Below are 3,306 nucleotides of genomic sequence, written 5' to 3'. Positions count from 1 at the left end.
ATCTCCACGCTGCAGGGCGACCGGTGGTCCGCGCCGCGCACGGTGGCCAGCGGCCGCGAACTGCTGGTGAACTGGGCGGATTTCCCCACGCTGACCGCCATGCCGGGCGGGCGGATGGCGGCGCACTGGCTGCAGAAGTCGCCGGGGAACAGCTATTCGTACGACATTCGCGTGGCCGTGTCGCCGGACGGCGGCGTCACCTGGTCGCGGGGCGCCACGCCGCACCGCGACGGCGCGGCGGCGGAGCACGGCTTCGTGAGCCTGTGGCCGGAGGCGGCGGACAGCGCGGGGATGGTGTGGCTGGACGGGCGCAAGTACGCGGGCGGGGAGAGCAAGGAAACCATGCTGATGACGGCCTCCATTCGCCCGGACGGCTCCGTGGGCCCGGAGCGGCCGGTGGACGGGCGCATCTGCGACTGCTGCCAGACGGGAATGGCCATGACGGCGCGCGGCCCGCTGGTCGTCTATCGCGACCGCTCGCCGGACGAGGTGCGCGACATCTACGTCACCCGCCGCGTGAACGGGGTGTGGACCCCGGGCGTTCCCGTGGCGCGGGACGGATGGAAGATCGACGCGTGCCCCGTCAACGGCCCCCGGGCCGACGCGCAGAGCGACCGCGTGGTGGTGGCCTGGTTCACGGGCGCGGACAGCGTGCGGCAGGTAAAGGTGGCGTACTCGGCGGATGCGGGCGCCACCTTCGGCGCGCCGGTGCGGGTGGACGGCGGCAACCCCGAGGGGCACGTGGACGTGAAGATGGTGGAGGGCGGCGCCGCGCTGGTGAGCTGGATGGAGCGCGCGGCCACGGGCTCCGGGGGCGAGCTGCGCGTGCGGCGCATTGAGCCGGACGGGCGGCTGGGCGCGCCGCGGTCCATCGCCGCCTCCGCAAAGCTGCGCACGAGCGGCTTTCCGAGGATGGCGCGCGACGGGGACGGCGTGGTACTGGCGTGGACCGCCGCGGGCGACCCGTCTTCCGTGTCCGTGGCCCGCCTCACCGTGCCGAGGGATTGATGCGCATGCCCCGCCCGCGGCCCGTGATGTGCCGCCTGTTCATCCTCCCCGCCCTGCTGCTGGCTGCGGCGTGCGGGGAGGTGCAGGGCCCCGCCGTGGTGGAGGTCGGGAGGCCGGCCCCCGCGTTCGCCGCCCGCGCGCTGGAGGGAGGCCCCGCCTCGCTGCAGGCGCTGCGCGGCTCGCCGGTGCTGCTGAACGTGTGGGCCACCTGGTGCCACCCCTGCCGCGACGAGATCCCCGCGCTCGAGAAGCTTCACCGCGAGTGGGGCGGGCGCGGACTGCGCGTGGTGGGCGTCAGCATTGACCAGGGCGGGCAGGAGGGCGCCATCCGCGCCTTTCTGAAAGACTTCGGCGCAACGTACCCGGTGTGGCTGGATCCGGAAGGGGAGATCACGACGGCGTACTCCACCATGGGCGTGCCCAACACCTTTCTGATCGGGCGCGACGGAACGCTGCTGTGGAAGCACGTGGGCCCGGTCAAGGAGACGGATCCCGGGCTGCGCGCCGCGCTGCAGAAGGCGGTGGCGGGCGGATGACGGAACCCGTGCCGCTGGCCGAGCGCGCCTGCGTCCCCTGCCGCTCCGGCGCGCCGGCGGTCGACGGTGAGGAGCGCGCACGGTGGATGGCGGAGCTTCCGGAGTGGAGCCTGCGCGAGGTGGAGGGCGTGCCGCGGCTGGAGCGCGTGTTCCGCTTTCCGGACTTTCGCCGCGCTCTCTCGTTCACCAACGCCGTCGGTGCCGTGGCGGAAGAGGCGGACCATCATCCCGCGCTGCTGACGGAGTGGGGGCGCGTGACCGTAGGCTGGTGGACGCACTCCATCGGCGGACTGCACGCCAACGACTTCGTGATGGCGGCGCGCACCGACCGCGTGTTCGGCACCTGCCGTTGAGGCGCGCGCGCGGACCTTCCCCATCCCCCGACGCCGATCCGCTCCTGACCAACCTCATGGAGGGGGACGTGCCCCCCCGGAACCTCGCGCGCCGGAGAGCGGCGCTCCATTACGCCGCGGCGCTCGCCATGGTGGCGGTGGCCGTGCTGCTCAGCGCGCTGGCCGGCTCCTACATCTCGCGCGCCATCTTCATCCTGCTGTGGCCCGCCGTCATCACGGCAGCGTGGTTCTCGGGGTTCCGCCCGGCGCTGCTGGCCTCCGTCGCGGGGGTGCTCGCCATCGACTACCTGCTCATCCCCCCGGTGGGCGGCATTGTGCCCAACGATCCGGTGGAGTTGGCGCAGCTCGGGGTGTTTCTGCTTGCGTCCAGCGTCATTTCGCGGCTGGCGGACCGCGCGCGGGCCGGGCACGTGCGCCTCACCGCCGCCAACCGGGAGCTGATCGGCGCGAACCGCACGCTGCAGGAGCAGGCGCGCGAGCTCCGTGAGATGTACGAGGTGCTGCAGGACCAGCAGGCCGAGCTGGAGATCAGCAGCGCGCAGCTTCAGGAAAACGCGGCCGAACTGGAGCTGCAGACGCTGGAGCTTCAGCAGTCCGCCGCCGAACTGGAGGATCGCACGGCAGAAGCGGAGCGGGCGCGCGCGCAGGCGGAGCAGGCGCTGGGGGCGGCGGAGGCGGCGCGGGCCGAGGCAGAGGCGGCCAACCGGGCCAAGGCCGAGTTTCTGGCCAGCATGAGCCACGAGCTGCGGACGCCGCTGAACGCCATCGGCGGCTACGTGGAGCTGGTGGAGATGGGGATTCACGGGCCGGTGACGGAGGCGCAGCTCGAGGCGCTCGCCCGCGTGCGGGTGAGCCAGCACCACCTGCTCACGCTGATCACCGACGTGTTGGCGTTCGCCAAGATCGAGGCGGGGCAGATTCACTTCACGCTGGAGCCGCACTCCGTGGCCGGGCTGCTGGACAGCGTGGTTCCCCTGATCGCGCCGGTCGCGGCGGCCCGGGACATCACCCTGGCCGTGCTCCCCGGCGACGCCGCGCTCCGGCTGATGGGGGACGGCGAGCGGGTGCGGCAGGTCGTGCTGAACCTGGTGGGGAACGCCGTCAAGTTCACCCCGCCCGGGGGCCGCGTGGAGCTCGCCTACGGCGCGGACGGCGCGTGGGCCGAGGTGTCGGTGCGCGACAACGGACCGGGGATCGACGCCGACAAGCTGGACATCATCTTTGACCCGTTCGTGCAGGTGGAGCGCCGGTACAGCAACCCGGCCGAGGGGGTGGGGCTGGGGCTGTCCATCAGCCGCGACCTGGCGCGCTCCATGGGCGGGGAGCTGCGGGTGCGGAGCGCCCTGGGCGAGGGAAGCACCTTCACCCTGCGCCTTCCCATTGCCCCCTCGTAGGCCGGCACGCCGGAA

4 protein-coding genes are annotated in these 3,306 nt (G+C 73.0%); all 4 read left to right on the top strand.

Translation table 11 applies throughout. The features are described from left to right. The coding region (locus tag VF665_RS21260) for a hypothetical protein (RefSeq protein WP_331055476.1) at positions 1-1,008 on the top strand (1,008 nt) is incomplete at its 5' end. After that, positions 1,008-1,544: a TlpA disulfide reductase family protein gene (locus tag VF665_RS21255; RefSeq protein ID WP_331055475.1), complete on the top strand. Its 537-nt coding sequence runs from the start codon at positions 1,008-1,010 to the stop codon at positions 1,542-1,544. The genes VF665_RS21260 and VF665_RS21255, both read left to right, overlap by 1 nt. Continuing rightward, positions 1,541-1,897 carry a 4a-hydroxytetrahydrobiopterin dehydratase gene (locus tag VF665_RS21250; protein ID WP_331055474.1) on the top strand — a complete coding sequence of 119 codons (357 nt, stop codon included), beginning with the start codon at positions 1,541-1,543 and terminating at the stop codon, positions 1,895-1,897. Before VF665_RS21255 ends, VF665_RS21250 begins: the two co-directional genes overlap by 4 nt. A 68-nt stretch (positions 1,898-1,965) precedes the next feature. Then, positions 1,966-3,291, top strand: a complete 1,326-nt coding sequence (locus VF665_RS21245) for an ATP-binding protein (protein ID WP_331055473.1) — start codon at positions 1,966-1,968, stop codon at positions 3,289-3,291. Positions 3,292-3,306 lie beyond the last annotated feature (15 nt).

The organism is Longimicrobium sp. (assembly GCF_036387355.1).
In the GTDB taxonomy this organism is placed as follows: domain Bacteria; phylum Gemmatimonadota; class Gemmatimonadetes; order Longimicrobiales; family Longimicrobiaceae; genus Longimicrobium.
This window is presented reverse-complemented; position numbering and strand designations above follow the sequence as displayed.

Excerpts from the sequence above, each read along its gene's own strand:
- VF665_RS21250 (WP_331055474.1), top strand. The coding sequence starts at position 1,541 with ATGACGGAACCCGTGCCGCTGGCCGAGCGCGCCTGCGTCCCCTGCCGC.
- VF665_RS21255 (WP_331055475.1), top strand. The coding sequence starts at position 1,008 with ATGCGCATGCCCCGCCCGCGGCCCGTGATGTGCCGCCTGTTCATCCTC.